This window comes from Spirosoma knui (genome assembly GCF_054780635.1).
This window is the reverse complement of the sequence record NZ_BAAGVY010000001.1, coordinates 1113699-1128708: the sequence shown is the minus strand read 5'-3', so window position 1 is coordinate 1128708 and position 15010 is coordinate 1113699. Positions and strand designations below refer to the sequence as shown.

Genomic DNA, 15010 nt, shown 5'->3' with positions numbered 1-15010 from the left:
TGGATTACCGCTCGGCTACGCCGGTAGGCAGGATGTCTGGAACTTTCGTTAGCTCGGCCCCGGCCCATAGCAACGTACCAACCCGCCCCTGCGCGTTCAGGGTAAAACTCAGCTGATCGGTGCCGTTCCAGAATTGGTCATACACCAGCCGGAACGTATCGAAATGCCAGTGGTCGAGCCGCCCGCTGATCACTTTATTGAACGACAACTGAAGCTTACCGCCCTTTAGCGTTACGTCCGCTTTGCCGTAAAGCGGGTCGGTGTAGGTGCCGACATAGGCCGTTAACGGTAAGGCAGGTCTGGTATTCTCAACGCGGGTACTATCCGCTTTGCGGTCGGCCAGTTTTGCCTGCTGCTTGAGCCCCCCGTACAGTTGCCGAAACTCAGCGCTCCAGTCGTGATTAACGCCTAAGGCAAACTCGTCGAAAGCGCGGTACATCAGCGCATGGCGGAGTTCAGCATGATCCAGGTTGCTTTGTACGTAAACTGCCAGCTTCTGATCCGGCAACTGGCCGTGAATGGCGATCATGCCCGTCAGGCTTCCCGTATGAAAATTAACCCGGTGGCCGCGGTAGTCGTGCTGAAACCAGCCGAGTCCGTAGGTTTTCCAGGTCGGTTTGGTCAGTTGCTGGGTTGGATAGAACTGAGCATCGGTGACGACCGTCTGGGGTTTGAACAGTTCGGCCCAGGTCGCTGGCTTCAGTAATCGTTTGCCATTGTATCGGCCGCTGTCCAGCATACACTGCATCCAGGCGGTCAGATCGTCGGGGCACGACCAGACCGATCCGGCCGGGCCAACGGCGTCGACCAGCCCCTCTTCGGTCAGGCTTTTTACCACGCGGATTGTGTCGTTGATGTCGATATGCGGTTTGGCGCGATTGCCATCCGTTACGTCCCGGAATAAGGCCTGCGTCCGGCGCATTCCCAGCGGCTCGAAAATACGGACTCGCACAAATTTATCCCAGGGCATACCGCTCACCTTTTCAATGATTTTTCCCGCGGCCAGGTACATAATATTCTGGTAGATGAAGCTCGATCGAAACGAGTACGTAGGCCGGATCATCCGCATACGACGCAGAATCTCATCCGACGAAATCTGCATACTCGCCCATAGGAAATCCGCGTTGCCAACGCCGGTATTGTGAATGAGCAGATCGCGCACCCGCAACTCGCGCGTAACGGCCGGGTCGTAGAGTTGAAAGTCGGGCAGGTAGTTCAGGACCAGGTCGTCCCAGCTTAGCTTACCTTCATCCACCAGCATACCCAGGCAAGCGGCTGTCATCGCTTTTGTGGTCGAAGCCAGGGCGAAAAGTGTCTGCGTATCAACGGCTTCAGGCTTACCCAATTCCCGAACGCCATAGCCTTTTTTTAACAAAACGTTTCCGTCTTTTACAATGGTAACCGTTAGGCCAGGCACTTTCCAATCGTTCACCGCCTGCTGTACATAGGCATCGTAGCGAGCTATCGGATCGGTTATTGTTTTTTGGGATTGGGCAGCTAACAGGTTGGCTAACGAATTGCTTACAAGGAGGATAACCAGCGTAACAACGACTTTCATGAGTTCAGGTTTACAGCCCTAAGATAGTGAAGCGCCCCAAAAGGCGCTAATGCACGACGTCAACTGCGATTTATTTAATTGAGGGTAGCTGTTTCCGGATTGGACACGCCTGTTTTCCAGTTCGTCGGCTTCCTATCGCTTCAGCGTCTGCTTGTGTGGCAACTTTGTGGCATTAATCAACCAACAGCACACTCATGAACCTCCTCTTCAAAACATGTATTAATCTAGCGATCGTCGCCCTGCTCAGTGGCCCGGCTAGTGCGCAGTATCGCAACAGCATTGGCCTGTCAATTGGTACGTTCCGGCTCCACACACTCGATCAGCAAGCCTCTCCGCTTCGATACGCAGGAACCATCCAACCTTTGCTGGGCTTTTCGTACCGCCACCAGACGGATCGTTCTCGTTTTGACCTGCGCTTATCCGGCGGAGCCGGAACGATGAATCCTGAACGCTTCGGTGCCCGAACCTACACCACCCCGATTGGCGAAGACAAAACCTATTCCTATCAGATTTCGTCAGAGCTGTATCATTTCCAGCTGCAGGCCGATTACCTACGCCGGGTTGGTTCGGCTGAGCCCGGCCGGTTGACTACCTGGGTAGGTGGTTCATTTCAGGAGTCTGCCTGGTACGCCGATGAAGTCGCCAATTTTCCCTGGATCGTTAATACCGCAACCCTCTCGCCCGTTGTGCTGACGGATTATAACTTTGCCACTAACCATAGTCTGACTCTGCGAATAGACATGGCTGTTGTTGGCCTGATTACCCGTGCGATCTGGGCTAGCTACCCCAAATCGACGAGCGACAATAATGTCGTCGCGTATCTAAAACAGGGAACCCGCGCCAGCACGGTGGGTAAGCTAGGTAATGTTAATGTGCAGTTGGGGTATGCGTATCAAATCAGCCCCCGGTTCAGCGTAGGGGCAACGTATCGCGCCCGTTACCTGTCCTATCCTGATCCACGTCCCGTTCGGGCCCTTAGCAGCTCGGTTTCTCTTGAAGGCGAAGTACATTTTTAACCACCTATTCAACCACATTGATCATTATGAAAAAGTTAAGCTTACTCATTTTGCTTTGCCTGACTACGCTGCTATCGTCCTGCACGAAGCGGCTGATCGGCCCTGAAGTTCCAAATACTCCTGTCGCAAACTTCGATCAGATATGGGGTGAATACGATCGACTGTACGGTGCTTTTGAACCCAAAAAGATTGACTGGAATGCTTTGTACCAGACTTACCGTGCCCAGGTAAATGAGCAGACTACCGATGCTGAACTGTATTGGATCATGACGAGTCTGCTTAACCACCTCGACGACAATCATGTATACCTTCGTCCAACGGCCGACACGAAGTTGCCCTGGTACAACGGTGGCATATTGGGGCGCACCCAAGTGGCTGATTACGATGGTGCTGTGGTGAAACGCTACCTGACCGAAAATCGAACGTTTGCCCAGGAGTTTGTAAGCGGTAAACTGGCGTCTAACGTAGGCTATATTCTCCTGAAAGGATTTGAACGTAACAGTGTCACTTACAGCCAGACAATGGATTCAGTGCTGACCTACATGCGGGACACAAAAGGGCTAATTATCGACCTGCGCGACAACGGCGGTGGCGAAGACCGCGTAGCTCAGTACATCGCCAATCGTTTTGCAAACGAACGTCACCTGTCATTTACAGTCCGGCTGCGCAATGGGCCCAAACACAGTGACTTCGGTCCTGAGCTACGGTTCTACACCGAACCCGCTGGCAATTTTCAGTATACCAAGCCAATAGTTGTCCTTACGAATCTCAGCTCGTATAGTTCGGCCGAAACCTTTATGCTGGCGATGCTTCAGAATAAGCAGGTCATACAGGTCGGCGACGTAACGGGCGGAGCCTTTTCTGACGCGATTACCCGCGATTTACCCAACGGTTGGAGCATCCGCGTACCTATTGCCGACGTGCGTGATGCTACCGGCCGCAATCTCGAAGGCATCGGTATTGTGCCTAAAGTGGTAGTAAAAAATCAACCCGAAGATTTAAAAGCAGGCCATGACCGCGCGCTCGAGAAAGCCATTGAACTTCTTCAGTAAAAATCACTGATAACCAAAGAGTTTATATTACCGTAATGACAACCTGTTAAAGACTACCCGATGATTCAGCTAAACGACCGTTGGTTCCGGCTTGTGGGTATTCCGCTGATTGCCTTACTGGGCGACTGGATTTTCTACGACCAGATCAACCGTGAGCATAGCCAGCCTTTCTGGCTCGACTACCTCGTCAGCCTGGTAGAAGTATCACTGCTGTGGACCATCAGCCGTTACGGCATATATCGCTCGCGTCGGCGGTACCCGACGCTAAGCCAGACGCGCCAGCGGGTTATTTTCCAGGCGCTCTGGTTCCTGTTCATTACCGGTTTGTTTCGACTCATAACCTCGACTCTTTACGACTTAACCTTATTTTGGGGGTATCACTACACGCCTTTACGTTACGTGTACAACATAGCCGTGGGTGTCTTCTGCATTATACCGATTGCCGCCATCTACGAAGGATTATATCTCTACCGCCAGTGGCGAGTAACGTATTACGAAGCCCAGGAGCTAAAAAAAATCACGCTGCAAACCCAGCTGGAATCGTTGAAGGAGCAGGTTAAACCGCATTTTTTGTTCAACAGCCTGAATACGTTGCAGGGATTGGTGATGGAAGGTGAGAAGGAGCAGGCTGTAACCTTTATCATCAATCTCTCACAGGTGTATCGCTACCTCCTGCAAAGCAGCGAGCACTTAGTCATCCCGTTGGCTAAGGAGCTCGACTTTGTTCGGGCGTACGTAGACTTGCTCAAAACACGCTTTGAAAAAGGGCTGGTGCTCATCGTCGACGTCGCCCCGGAGATGCTCACGTACGAATTACCCCCGTTAACGCTGCAGATGTTAATTGAAAACGCAGTTAAGCACAACCGTCTGTCGGCGAGTTGCCCCCTGACTATCCGGATTACCACCGATGCCGCCCAGAATATTATAGTCGTTAACAACCGGCAACCCAAGCAGTCCGCCGTGATCTCGAATCGGCTGGGGCTGACGAATATTGCAGCGAAGTACCGGCTGCTTAACCAGCCAGACATCGTGATTCACCAAACTGAAACCATATTTCAGGTCGCTGTTCCCTTACTCAGAACCTCACCCGCATGAACGTACTTATTATAGAAGATGAATCCGTAGCGGCTCGCCAGCTTAAGGCCATGATCGGGCGGGCAGGCCAGGATATTGTCGTACTCGATGTACTGGAAAGCATCGAAGCGGCCGTAGCCTATCTGCGCCGGGAACCCCGGCCAGACCTCATCCTGCTTGATATTGAATTGGCCGATGGACAAAGCTTCGAAATCTTTAACCAGGTTGAGGTAACGAGTCCAATCATCTTCACCACCGCTTATGACGAATACGCTCGCCGTGCCTTTGAGGTGAATAGCGTCGACTACTTACTCAAACCCATTGAAGAAGCAGCGCTACGTAAAGCTTTAGACAAATTCAGGCAACTTCGTCAGACATACGGAGGTAGCCAGGCCGGTATGGGATTACCTACTACCGTACCCATTGAAGAGATAGTACGGCAGATCAACCAGTACCAACGACCCGAAGGTCTATTTCGGGACCGCTTTCTGGTGCATATGGGGCAGCGGCTGTTACCGATCGACATCAGCGAGGTGGCTTATTTTTTCTCGGCCAACAAACTCACTTATCTGAAAACTCAGGCGGATAAACAATACGCCATCGACTATTCTCTTGAAGAACTCGAACGCTCGCTTGACCCACGGCAGTTTTATCGGGCCAATCGGCAGTTCATTATCAGCCACAGAGCCGTACAGAAGGTACATTTATATTTCACGAGCAAACTAAAAGTAGACGTAAACCCGGCGGCTGACGAGGAGGTCATCATTAGCCGGGAGAAGGCCATGGCCTTCCGGCGCTGGCTAGGCGAATAAATAGGGCTTAATTGATAAAGAGTATTTTAAATACCAGACGAACGAACGTATCAATCAATTATCCGTCATTTTTCATTAAAAATCATGCTCTCAATCGTGCTCCATTGACCTATCGGGGTTAGATTTGTTACTACTCAGTCATGGCCTAACTAATACGACCGAATGTTTGATCTGACTTCTCCTTATTTGACCAGAAAGCTTTTTCTGGTCTTTGGCGTTTTTAGCCTCGCCTTACTTGCTGCCTACGAGCCTGCCTTCGCCCAAACTAAAAGCCGTGCTAACACCGCAGCAAGTGCGCTGGCTTCCATCAAAGAAAGTGAAATCAAACGCGATCTGTTCGCCATTGGGGGCGACCATTTCCGGGGCCGCGAAGCCGGTTCGCTCGACGAGTTAAAAGCATCAGTCTGGATTGCGGAACAACTCCGGGCCATGGGCCTCCAACCCGCTGGTGACGACGGTACGTATTTCCAGTTTTTTCATATTCAGCGTACTCGCATTACTGAAACTAGTCGGCTTAGTATCGGTAACCATCAGCTCACGCACGGCCAGGACGCGTTTATTCTGGCTCCGGCTATTGCCTCGGTCGACGCCCCGTTGGTATTTGTCGGCAAAGGCACCCCCGAAGAACTGGCCAAGGTCGACGTAAAAGGCAAAGCAGCCGCTATTGAATTTTCGGGAACAGCCCCCGCAGAATTAAGCTACCGGCGGTTTCTGTTCGGCACCATGACGCGCCGGGCCGCTGACCTGATCAAAGCGGGCGCCTTAGCCGTAGTGTGGGTGTCGGACAAAGAAGCGCAATTCTATTTTGACCGCTGGACAACAGGCCTTGAGCGGGGTCGGTACGACCTCCCCGGCGGCCCCAACACCCGCGTTTTTTCGCAGGCTCCAACGGTCTGGCTACCGGCCAGTGCGCTGGAATGGGTTAAGCAGCCCGGTCAGCAGTTTACGAACATCGTCAACGTCGAAAGTTTTAGCTATCCCTCGGTGAACATCGTAGCGAAAGCGCCCGGCACCGACCCTAAGCTGAAAAATGAATACGTCCTGTTCAGCACCCACCAGGACCACGATGGAGTTCGCCGGGCAGTAGCGGGCGACTCGATCTGGAACGGGGCCGACGACAACGCCACGGGCTGCGCAGCGGCTCTGGCCATTGGTCGGGCGTTTATGCAGAAACCCGCGAAACGATCGGCGCTGATTGTTTTCCACGGAGCCGAAGAACGCGGGTTGCTGGGTTCACGCTATTATGCAGCCCACCCTACCGTTCCGCTGGAATCAATTGTCGCCGTGCTGAACGGCGAGATGATGGGACGTAACGCGCCCGACAGTGCGGCCTTGCTCGGTTCGCAGCCTCCGCACATGAACTCACGCGATCTGGTAAACAGTGCAATGGCCGCTAACCAAAGCGTGACCAAGTTCAAACTCGATACCCTCTGGGACCGCCCCGACCATCCGGAAGGCTGGTATTTCCGGAGCGACCACCTGCCCTACGCCCGCCTGAACGTACCGGCCATCTGCTTTACGTCGCTGCTGCACCCCGATTACCATACGCCCAAAGACGAGCCATCCCGGATTGATATTGGTAAGCTGACGAACATGACCCGCTGGATGTACCTCACGGGCTGGGACGTAGCGAATCGCCCCGAACGCGTCCGTCTGGTCGAAGGCTTTAAACTCGAACGGTAACCGGCAATGCGTATCGGCACAATTATAAAGCGATTAACCTCCGCGTTTTCGTCTTTCGTCCTGCTGGCGCTGGTCAGTTTAGTCGCCTGCCACCGGCCAGCCTCGAAGTCAGCAGCTTATTTTCCGCCTAAAGGGGATAACTGGGCACGTATCGCACCCGAGAAAGCCGGTATGGATGCGGCTCTGCTCAATCAGGCTGTGGCCTTCGCCAAAACGCAGGAAACTACGCAGATGGCTCCCGATTTTTCGACTCAGGAAGAGATATTCGGGAAGCTGTTAGGCCCCATGCCAACCAGCCGCGCGGCCACCAACGGCATTGTGTTACATCACGGCTATATCGTGGCCGAGTGGGGCGATACCCAACGGCCTGACCCAACGTACAGCGTCGCCAAAAGCGTCCTGTCAACCGTACTCGGCATTACGATCGAGCGAGGTATGATCAGCGACATTCACGACCCGGTTGCGAAGCTGATTCACGACGGCGGGTATGAGTCTTCCCAGAACCAACGCGTTACCTGGGAGCATCATGCGCGTCAAACGAGTGAATGGGAAGGCAGCCTGTGGGGGAAGAACAGCGATTTCGTGGGTAAGGAAGCGTTTGGCAAAGGCGAACGGAAACCCCGCTCCCTGCAACAACCCGGTACCTATTACGAATATAACGACGTCAGGATTAACCGGATGGCATTATCGTTGCTCCGGCTGTGGAAAAAACCCATTCCCGACGTAGTACGCGATGAAATTATGAATCCGATTGGCGCATCAGACACCTGGCAGTACATTCCGTACCCCAACGCCGTTGCCGATGTCGACGGGAGACAACTGCCGTCGGTGAGTGGCGGCACGCGCTGGGGGGGTGGCTTGTGGATCAATGCCCGCGACGAAGCCCGTTTTGGCTATCTGTTTCTGCGACAGGGGCGCTGGAACGACCGCCAGATTGTGTCGTCCGACTGGGTGAAGCAGGCCACAACGCCGGGACCGGTTGGTCCGCCGTACGGCTATTTGTGGTGGCTCAATACCCCCGACCGTACAACGGGCAAAAAGCCCTGGCCCGACGCGCCAACCAGCAGTTTTGCCGCGCTTGGGGCGGGTCAGAACACGATCTGGGTCGATCCCGAACATGACATTGTCATTGTCTGGCGGTGGCATAACGGCAATCCAAATGAGCTGATTAAGCGGGTGCTGGCTGCGCTGAAGAAATAACGTAACTCATTTTACAGATCCGACGACTTTAAACCTTACTCTAGTGACCATGTTCTAATACGTATCGGAAGTACAGCAAACCAGCCTGACTATTGGCTGGATGGAACGGCCTAAACAACTTTATATTGGCCTGGTTAACAAGACCGTAGTTACCAATGCCTGTACACCTATATCAACAGAGAAGTACTAAATTACTCAGCGTGCATACTATATTTGACGTCAACTTTACTCCGAAAGTTGACACCCACCGTACATAGACTTTATGCTTATGACTGCCATAACCGAACGCGAACGTATTTACGAACGAGCCGATAACAAGGGCTGGAAGAAGTGGGGACCGTATTTATCGGACCGTGCCTGGGGAACCGTTCGGGAAGATTACAGCCCGTATGGTGATGCCTGGAACTACGTAACCCACGACATGGCCCGATCGCGTGCTTACCGCTGGGGCGAGGAAGGCATTGGGGGCATTTCGGATAACAAAGGCCATATCTGCTTTGCGCTCGCGTTCTGGAATCACAAAGACAACATCTTGAAAGAGCGCCTGTTCGGCCTATCCGGACCGGAAGGAAACCACGGGGAGGACGTAAAGGAACTCTATTATTACCTGGATAGTACGCCGACGCACTCCTTCATGAAGATGCTGTACAAGTACCCACAGCAGGAGTTTCCGTACAACCGGCTCGTGATCGAAACGATGCGCCGGGGGCGGCAGGACCCCGAGTTTGAGTTACTCGACACCGGCATTTTTGCGCAGGACGAGTACTTCGATATTTTTATTGAATACGCCAAAGCCGATCAGAACGACTGGCTGGTGAAGATAACGGCGCATAACCGCTCGGCGCAGGAGGCTCCGCTCACCATACTGCCGACCATCTGGTTCCGGAATACGTGGTCATGGGGCTACGAACAGTACAATGCCCGGCCTATGCTGAACGGCATTGCCAACAACCAGGTCGAAGTGAACCATAAGCAGCTTGGCAAATTCAAGCTCTACTGCGAAGACGCCGACGCTCTGCTGTTCTGCGACAACGATACCAACACCGAGCGGCTCTACGGTCGGCCCAACGTATCGAAATATCCGAAAGACGGCATCAACAACTACATTACGTCGGGCGGGAAGAAGCAGTTTATCAATCCGAATCAGATCGGTACGAAAGCGGCTGCGCAGTACGTTCGGCAGGTGCCCGCCGGAGGGAGTGTCAGCGTTCGGCTTCGCTTCAGCGACCATACCACTATGTCGCAGCCGTTCGCGGATTTCGATGCCATCTGGGATCAGCGCGTGGAGGAGGCCGATGCGTTTTTCGGTAATTTACAGAAAAACGTTACCGATCCGGAGTTACTGGCCATTCAGCGGCAGGCGTATGCCGGTATGCTCTGGAACAAGCAGTTTTATTATTACAATGTCAATGAGTGGCTGAAAGGTGACCCCAAAATGCCGGTGCCGTTTCAGGGCCGGGTGTACGCCCGGAACGAAAACTGGCGGCACATGTACACGGCGAACATCCTCTCCATGCCCGACAAGTGGGAGTATCCGTGGTTTGCGGCCTGGGACCTGGCTTTCCATACGTTAACGCTCGCGCGGCTCGATCCACACTTTGCCAAACGGCAGCTGGCGGTCATTCTGCGGGAGTATTACATGCACCCGAACGGCCAGATTCCGGCCTATGAATGGAATTTCGGGGACGTAAACCCACCCGTTCACGCTTGGGCGACCTGGAAAGTGTACGAGATCGACCGGGACTTAAACGGCGTTGGCGACGTAGCGTTTCTGGAGCGGGTATTTCATAAACTCCTGCTCAACTTTACGTGGTGGGTAAACCGGAAAGATGTAGAAGGCAATAACATTTTCGGGGGTGGCTTTCTCGGTCTCGATAACATCGGGGTATTTGACCGCAGCCAGCCGCTACCCATGGGTGGCCGGATCGAGCAGGCCGACGGTACGGGCTGGATGGCCATGTACACGCTCAATATGTTACGGATCGCCTGCGAGATTTCGTTGACCCGTCCGTCGTATCAGGACATGGCCAGCAAGTTTTTCGAGCACTTCCTGCACATTGCTGCCGCCATGAACAACCTGGGTAAGCAAGGCATCAGCCTCTGGGACGAAGTAGACCAATTCTACTACGATGTGCTGCATACGCCCGACAACAACGCGCGGCTGCTGAAAATCCGCTCCATGGTGGGCCTTATCCCGCTTTTCGCCGTTGAAATTCTGGACGAGGAGTTGCTTTCTAAATTACCGGACTTCAAACGGCGGGTTGAATGGGTGTTGACCAACCGGCCCGACCTGGCGTCGCTGGTTTCGCGCTGGCACGAACCCGGAAAGGGCGAAACGCACCTGCTGAGTTTGCTGCGCGGTCACCGGATGAAGATGATCCTGAAACGCATGTTCGACGAAACCGAGTTTTTATCCGACTACGGGATTCGGGCGCTGTCGAAATACCACGAAAAGACACCGTATCAGTTTGAGCTCAATAGCGAGATCTTCCAGGTACGCTACGTACCGGCGGAGTCGGAAATGAGCATGTTCGGGGGTAATTCAAACTGGCGCGGACCGATCTGGTTCCCGGTAAATTTCCTCTTAATTGATTCGCTGCTGAAGTTCTATCAGTACTACGGCGACGATTTTGAGATCGAGTACCCAACGCATTCGGGGCAGGTGATGAGCATTAAAGAAGCGACCATTCAGGTAGCCGATCGGCTCATTAACATCTTCCGGCGCGATGCAGAGGGACGTATTGCCGCCTACGGCTATGATGCTAAACTACAGAACGACCCGCACTTCCAGGGCCTGTATCTGTTCTATGAATACTTCCACGGCGACGTTGGCGCGGGACTCGGAGCGAATCATCAAACTGGCTGGACCGGCCTCGTTGCCGACCTGATTGAATATTGGTACAAGTACCAGCCGGAGAGTACCACAGTGAGTGCCGAAAAATAAACGAAAATGCCGGGTTCTATCCGGCATTTTCGTTTTGGGAATATATTCGCAGCTTCATTCTACGCTCAGTACTGGTTCATGTCTCCGATCACCACACCCCGGCTAACGCTTTTACCTCTCGACTTACCCACTTACGAAGCCTTGTTCGCCGGCCCAGCCGCCCTCAGCAGACACCTTAAAATCAAGGTACCCGACGTATTGAGTGAGTTCGGAATGGAGTCGTTTCGGTACACGCATGACAAGGTGGTGCACGATTCTACCGAAGGCTCCTGGTGGCTCTATCTATTTATTCATCGTCAGGAACGGGCGTTGGTGGGCATTGGTGGCTACAAAGGCAAGCCCGATGAGCATGGTATGGTAGAGATCGGTTACGAAATCTACGAATCGCACCGCAACCAGGGTTTGGCGACTGAAGCCGCCGAGGGCCTGATTAACCGCGCGTTTGAGCATCCGGAGGTTGATACCGTTCAGGCTCACACCCTGGCGCAGGAGAATCCATCGGTTCGCGTACTGAAACGATGCGGCATGAAATTCGTCGACGCGTTCGAGGCTACCGACGATGGTCCCATCTGGCAATGGGAAGTCAGTCGCCGGACTGCCCTCGTCTATTAGTCAACGCTTATACAACCGCCCGTTCCAGCAACCGAATTGTTCCCCGGTCGGCGTCGATCTCCGCGCTGATGCCCAACGGAACGGTAAATTTATCGGTGATGTGGCCAATCATGGAGCCCGCAAAGGCCGGTACGTTTAGCGGACTAATATGTTCCATCAGCACGTCTTCCAGGGTCAGCGAACCATACCCGCCACTGCCGGGTTCGCAACTGGTGCATTTACCGATCACGATACCGGCCACCTGGTTCAGCACCCCGGCCAGTTTCAGATGCGTGATCATGCGGTCCACGCTGTACACATCTTCGTGCGTATCTTCCACGAACAAGATTTTACCTTTCCAATCCGGCAGGTAAGGTGAGCCGATCAGGTGGCACAAAACGGTTAGATTACCGCCTACCAATTGCCCCTGCGCCGTTCCTGGCCGTATCGTCGTGATCCGGTCTTTGGTTTGGGCAAGCGTGTCTTCTTTTTTGGCCGGATTCGCAAACGACACCGCTTCGCCATCCATGAGTATCCGGCGAAACCAGTCGACAGTATACAGATTCCAGGTGGCCGAGCCCACCGGCCCGTGCAAGGTTGTCAGACCAGTTTTCGCGTAAATACCCAGCAGTAAAGCCGTTATATCACTGTAGCCGATCAAGATCTTGGGATTCCGGCGAATCAATTCATAGTTGAGCAAGGGCAATATTCGGGCGCATCCCCAGCCGCCGTGCATCGCCATGATCATATTCACCGACGGGTCGCCGAACATAGCATTAACGTCAGCCGCCCGGTCCGCATCGCGACCCGCTAAGTAGCCGTAACGATCATAAAAATGAGGAGACAGTTTTGTCTTTAGCCCCAACGCCTGCAACGACTCAATGGTTACCTGCACCGTCTCGCGGCTATAAGCCGGGGCAGCCGGGCAGATCAGGCCGACGGTATCCCCTGGCTTTAGGCGGGGAGGTTTCAACGGAACGGGCGCATGGGTACCCGAGGAGACAAACGGAGCAAGGAGGGCAGTTTTTAAGATCGAACGGCGGGTAGTCATAAACGTGGGCGTGTCATTTTCCAATCTCCTGTCACAAGAGCGTAGTAACACCTTACAAATAAAAGCATTCAAGCCTCCTTTTCCCACCAGTCTGGCTAAGCAGCAAATCGACGGAGCGGCTGAGCGTTAAATGAAACACCTCTATCGCATGCTATTCGGTTCACTACAAACGTTACGTCGCGGTCTATCTTTCAACGGGCATCGGCATGAATTACTCCAACAAGCCATGACATAAAACTTCTTTTTTGGAAACGGGTTGAGATACTATGCAACCTGAGGACTCAAATCGAAAGCGGGGGCACCTGGCAGTACCCATGAGCGACTTCCAGCTCAAACTACAACAACAGCCTACAGTGTCTATGCTATCGCGTTTGGCTTTACTTCACCAGGTGGCTAAAACGTACGTATTGAAAGCCCTTGCCGAGTTGCCTGTTCACGCTCAGGATGTCAGAGTAGAAGAACTCACGGACCCGCCCATGTTTGATCTGGTTATTGAAGATGCCGTCGTACTCATTTACTATAGCTATAAATTAGATGAAGCGGCTAACCCCGGCTAGGTACCGTTGTTAAACCTGCCTAATTTTATTCAATGCTACCGGCCGTATAAAGTGCAATTTTCAGAGAGAGCAAGTCCTTTATTTTACAAAACAATTATAATTGACAGCAGTTTATAATATAAATAAAATACACAACTACGTTATGAAAATTGCTGTTGAAAAAGATCAGGCGAAGCCGCTCTTAGCTGATGGCCAGCACACAGTCACCATCGCTAAAATTGACGAAGGCACGAGTGAAAATAAAGGCGTTCCCTTCTTTGCAGTTCGCTTCGAAAACGAAGATGGTTACGTATCGCACCGGTTCTACCAGTCGCGGGCGGGCATGTCGAATATTGTCAGCCTGTTTGAACAAGCCGGTATTGACGTTAAGGAAGGCGATACGTTGGATACCAAGCAATTGATTGGCAAGCAGGTGACCATTGACGTAGGCGAACGCTCGTACACTGACCCCGAAACGGGCAACGAACGCACACTTAAGCAGGCCATGAACTTCCTGGTTAGCTAGTGCCAGTCCGGGCGGGATGCTACGTAGCATCCCGCTCATCTATATCCAGGCCGAAGTCAGGCCCACTCGGCAATTGACTACTGTTTATACCCAAATTTCAGGATATATCCTTTTTTGCCATCGCCTTCGCTGGCAATGTACAGATCACCGTTTGGTGCAAAGCATATACCTTCTGGCTGGCGAAACAGCGTAGGATCGAGAGCCACGGTATAGATAATTTTAGCGCGTCGGCTGGTGATCAGCAAGCGTTTCCCGGCTGCACTCACTATGTACCACTCGCCCGTGATGGGGTGCACGGCAATGCCCGATGGTTTATACGTCTTGGCGTCGATACCGGCGGCCTGCAACTGCTCCTCGCTCAGCTGCATATCTTTGAACACGGCCCGGTTCAGCAAATCATAGGAATAAACCGCTTTGTCGCTCGATGCGCCCCCACCCTGTTTAACGGCAATCAGCAGACGCTTTGTCTTCGGGTCATAGCCCAACCCCTCTACTTCGGTTTTTTTGGGCAGGTCCGTTTTCGTGCGACCGATCTGGGTTGATTCCGGTTCAAAGCGAAACAGATTCCCGTTGCTTTCCAGGACGTAAACCTGATCGCCTACGTATTCGATGCCTTCGAAATCGCCGTAGCCACCAAACCCAAAGTCTTTGACGACTTTTTTCTTGTTAATGTCGAACACATACACCACGGCTTCTTCGTCCTGAACGCACAGAAGTTTATCATTTTTGTAATACGTCAGGCCCGATATTTCCCGGAGTGTGTTCGGCATTGTATAGGTCTCGGCCGGTTTAGTGAGCTGATACGGAAACCGAAACGGCGGATCAAGCGTACCCGTGTCGGGCTGTTCATTTTTCTTGGATGAAGTACCGCAACCGGCCAGTAACATTGAGAGGATAAGTAACAGACAGCGCATGGTCAGGACATATAAGGATTAAACAGACGGCTTTGCGGGAATGCATATAGGCA

At 52.9% G+C, this 15010-nt stretch carries 13 protein-coding genes; 10 read left to right on the top strand and 3 right to left on the bottom strand.

All coding sequences use genetic code 11. The features are described 5' to 3' along the window. Nucleotides 1–4: 4 nt before the first annotated feature. Nucleotides 5–1558 (bottom strand): serine hydrolase, encoded by a 1554-nt coding sequence (locus tag ACYVIY_RS04480; protein ID WP_460975082.1) that lies wholly within the window; start codon nt 1556–1558, stop codon nt 5–7. 194 nt (nt 1559–1752) lie between these two features. Between ACYVIY_RS04480 and ACYVIY_RS04475 the strand changes: the two genes are divergently transcribed. The 8 genes from ACYVIY_RS04475 to ACYVIY_RS04440 all read left to right on the top strand — a co-directional run bounded on the left by ACYVIY_RS04475 (nt 1753) and on the right by ACYVIY_RS04440 (nt 11951). Next, nucleotides 1753–2574, top strand: a complete 822-nt coding sequence (locus tag ACYVIY_RS04475; protein ID WP_460975081.1) for a hypothetical protein — start codon at nt 1753–1755, stop codon at nt 2572–2574. A gap of 26 nt (nt 2575–2600) precedes the next feature. Beyond that, entirely contained in the window at nt 2601–3626 is a 1026-nt protein-coding gene (locus tag ACYVIY_RS04470) for a S41 family peptidase (RefSeq protein WP_460975080.1), read from the top strand. A gap of 60 nt (nt 3627–3686) precedes the next feature. Next, complete coding sequence (locus ACYVIY_RS04465; protein WP_460975079.1) at nt 3687–4721, top strand: sensor histidine kinase; 1035 nt, start codon at nt 3687–3689, stop codon at nt 4719–4721. After that, on the top strand, nt 4718–5512 hold the full coding sequence (locus ACYVIY_RS04460; protein ID WP_460975078.1) for a LytR/AlgR family response regulator transcription factor: 795 nt from the start codon (nt 4718–4720) through the stop codon (nt 5510–5512). The genes ACYVIY_RS04465 and ACYVIY_RS04460 overlap by 4 nt, the downstream gene beginning before the upstream one ends. Nucleotides 5513–5674: 162 nt before the next feature. After that, on the top strand, nt 5675–7195 hold the full coding sequence (locus ACYVIY_RS04455; RefSeq protein ID WP_460975077.1) for a M28 family peptidase: 1521 nt from the start codon (nt 5675–5677) through the stop codon (nt 7193–7195). A gap of 6 nt (nt 7196–7201) precedes the next feature. Then, nucleotides 7202–8395 carry a serine hydrolase domain-containing protein gene (locus ACYVIY_RS04450; RefSeq protein WP_460975076.1) on the top strand — a complete coding sequence of 398 codons (1194 nt, stop codon included), beginning with the start codon at nt 7202–7204 and terminating at the stop codon, nt 8393–8395. A gap of 268 nt (nt 8396–8663) precedes the next feature. Continuing rightward, complete coding sequence (locus ACYVIY_RS04445; protein ID WP_460975075.1) at nt 8664–11339, top strand: MGH1-like glycoside hydrolase domain-containing protein; 2676 nt, start codon at nt 8664–8666, stop codon at nt 11337–11339. Nucleotides 11340–11417: 78 nt separating this feature from the next. Beyond that, nucleotides 11418–11951, top strand: coding sequence for a GNAT family N-acetyltransferase (locus tag ACYVIY_RS04440; protein WP_460975074.1), 534 nt, complete (start codon nt 11418–11420; stop codon nt 11949–11951). A 7-nt stretch (nt 11952–11958) separates the two neighbouring features. On the opposite strand, the gene ACYVIY_RS04435 is transcribed toward ACYVIY_RS04440, so the two are convergent. Beyond that, nucleotides 11959–12981 carry a S66 peptidase family protein gene (locus ACYVIY_RS04435; protein ID WP_460975073.1) on the bottom strand — a complete coding sequence of 341 codons (1023 nt, stop codon included), beginning with the start codon at nt 12979–12981 and terminating at the stop codon, nt 11959–11961. A 266-nt stretch (nt 12982–13247) separates the two neighbouring features. Here ACYVIY_RS04435 and ACYVIY_RS04430 point away from each other — a divergent pair, with 266 nt between their 5' ends. Both ACYVIY_RS04430 and ACYVIY_RS04425 read left to right on the top strand, forming a co-directional pair. Next, nucleotides 13248–13538 carry a hypothetical protein gene (locus ACYVIY_RS04430; RefSeq protein ID WP_460975072.1) on the top strand — a complete coding sequence of 97 codons (291 nt, stop codon included), beginning with the start codon at nt 13248–13250 and terminating at the stop codon, nt 13536–13538. Nucleotides 13539–13680: 142 nt separating this feature from the next. Then, nucleotides 13681–14043, top strand: a complete 363-nt coding sequence (locus tag ACYVIY_RS04425; RefSeq protein ID WP_460975071.1) for a hypothetical protein — start codon at nt 13681–13683, stop codon at nt 14041–14043. 77 nt (nt 14044–14120) lie between these two features. On the opposite strand, the gene ACYVIY_RS04420 is transcribed toward ACYVIY_RS04425, so the two are convergent. Then, nucleotides 14121–14957: an SdiA-regulated domain-containing protein gene (locus tag ACYVIY_RS04420; protein ID WP_460975070.1), complete on the bottom strand. Its 837-nt coding sequence runs from the start codon at nt 14955–14957 to the stop codon at nt 14121–14123. Nucleotides 14958–15010: the final 53 nt, after the last annotated feature.

What these genes read in the sequence shown, in the direction of transcription:
- ACYVIY_RS04420 (WP_460975070.1), bottom strand. Translation starts at nt 14,957, where the DNA reads ATGCGCTGTCTGTTACTTATCCTCTCAATGTTACTGGCCGGTTGCGGT.
- ACYVIY_RS04465 (WP_460975079.1), top strand. Translation starts at nt 3,687, where the DNA reads ATGATTCAGCTAAACGACCGTTGGTTCCGGCTTGTGGGTATTCCGCTG.
- ACYVIY_RS04445 (WP_460975075.1), top strand. Translation starts at nt 8,664, where the DNA reads ATGACTGCCATAACCGAACGCGAACGTATTTACGAACGAGCCGATAAC.
- ACYVIY_RS04475 (WP_460975081.1), top strand. Translation starts at nt 1,753, where the DNA reads ATGAACCTCCTCTTCAAAACATGTATTAATCTAGCGATCGTCGCCCTG.
- ACYVIY_RS04425 (WP_460975071.1), top strand. Translation starts at nt 13,681, where the DNA reads ATGAAAATTGCTGTTGAAAAAGATCAGGCGAAGCCGCTCTTAGCTGAT.
- ACYVIY_RS04450 (WP_460975076.1), top strand. Translation starts at nt 7,202, where the DNA reads ATGCGTATCGGCACAATTATAAAGCGATTAACCTCCGCGTTTTCGTCT.
- ACYVIY_RS04440 (WP_460975074.1), top strand. Translation starts at nt 11,418, where the DNA reads ATGTCTCCGATCACCACACCCCGGCTAACGCTTTTACCTCTCGACTTA.
- ACYVIY_RS04455 (WP_460975077.1), top strand. Translation starts at nt 5,675, where the DNA reads ATGTTTGATCTGACTTCTCCTTATTTGACCAGAAAGCTTTTTCTGGTC.
- ACYVIY_RS04460 (WP_460975078.1), top strand. Translation starts at nt 4,718, where the DNA reads ATGAACGTACTTATTATAGAAGATGAATCCGTAGCGGCTCGCCAGCTT.
- ACYVIY_RS04470 (WP_460975080.1), top strand. Translation starts at nt 2,601, where the DNA reads ATGAAAAAGTTAAGCTTACTCATTTTGCTTTGCCTGACTACGCTGCTA.
- ACYVIY_RS04430 (WP_460975072.1), top strand. Translation starts at nt 13,248, where the DNA reads ATGCAACCTGAGGACTCAAATCGAAAGCGGGGGCACCTGGCAGTACCC.
- ACYVIY_RS04435 (WP_460975073.1), bottom strand. Translation starts at nt 12,981, where the DNA reads ATGACTACCCGCCGTTCGATCTTAAAAACTGCCCTCCTTGCTCCGTTT.
- ACYVIY_RS04480 (WP_460975082.1), bottom strand. Translation starts at nt 1,558, where the DNA reads ATGAAAGTCGTTGTTACGCTGGTTATCCTCCTTGTAAGCAATTCGTTA.